Origin of the sequence: Burkholderia alba, assembly GCF_034721475.1 — a bacterium.
GTDB lineage: Bacteria > Pseudomonadota > Gammaproteobacteria > Burkholderiales > Burkholderiaceae > Burkholderia > Burkholderia alba.
On the sequence record NZ_JAWJWL010000142.1, the window covers coordinates 1 to 1,009 of the forward strand.

1 protein-coding gene is annotated in these 1,009 nt (G+C 63.0%); it reads right to left on the reverse strand.

The features are described from left to right. The coding region (locus tag RZR99_RS32885; RefSeq protein ID WP_323123836.1) for a M1 family metallopeptidase at positions 1-1,009 on the reverse strand (1,009 nt) is incomplete at both ends.

Consider the following 1,009-nt stretch of genomic DNA (forward strand, 5'->3'; position numbering starts at 1 on the left):
GCCGAGCAGCCGTCGAGACGGATCTGCGTCTGCGTGTCCTTCAACACCAGCGTCTTGCGGTTGACGAGGCCGTCACCATAGGCAAGCGTGACCGGAATCGTCCATTGCGAGCCCGGATACTTGTTCTTGTTGGGGAACGGCGCCTGCTTCAGTGTCACCACGTTCTGGTTCTTCGTCAGGTCGCATTGCGTGTCGAGCGACAGCAGCGGCACGCCGGTCTGACGCACGTAGCTGTCGCCGATCGCACCGATCGGTTGACCGCTCGCCTTCGACAGCGCATCCCACAGACGCTTCGGCGTGCCGTTGCCGAACGCGTAGTCGGTCAGATACTGCTGCAGGCCCTTGCGCATCGTCTCGTCGCCGATGAAGCCCTCGAGCATCTTCAGCACGTGGCCGCCCTTGTAGTAGACGAACGTGCCGCCGCCGAGCACGAATTCGTTCGAACCCCACGCGTTGAAGTTCGGTGCGACCGGGAACGCATTCGGCCCGATGTCGAGGCGGATCACGTTGTAGCGGTCCTTCACGTCGTCGATCCAGTTGAACTTGTCCGGGAAGAACTGGATCGTCGTCCGGGTTTCGAAGTACGTCGCGAACGATTCGTTGAGCCAGACGTTGTCCCACCAGTCGGCCGTGACGAGATCGCCGAACCACTGGTGCGCGACTTCGTGCGTCAGTACCGTGTCGCCGTAGTCCGACATCGGCTTGCCCGGCTCGGGCAGGATGTCGTCCGCGAACTCAAGAATCGCCCCCCAGTTCTCCATGCCGCCGAAGTTCAGATCCTTCTGGTCCTTGAACGCGTCGTTGGCCGCGACGGTGTCGAACTTGGTGAGCGGCAGCGGAATGCCGGTATAGCGGTAGTAGTAGTCGAGCGCCTGCTTGGTGCGCTGCATCGCGGGCTTCGCCCTGTCGCGCATGCCCGGCGGCGTGAAGATGCGCAGGTGCATGCCCTTGCCGTCGGGCAGCGGGCTCGTGAAATCGTCCTCGAGCACGTCGAACAGGCCGCCGCCGA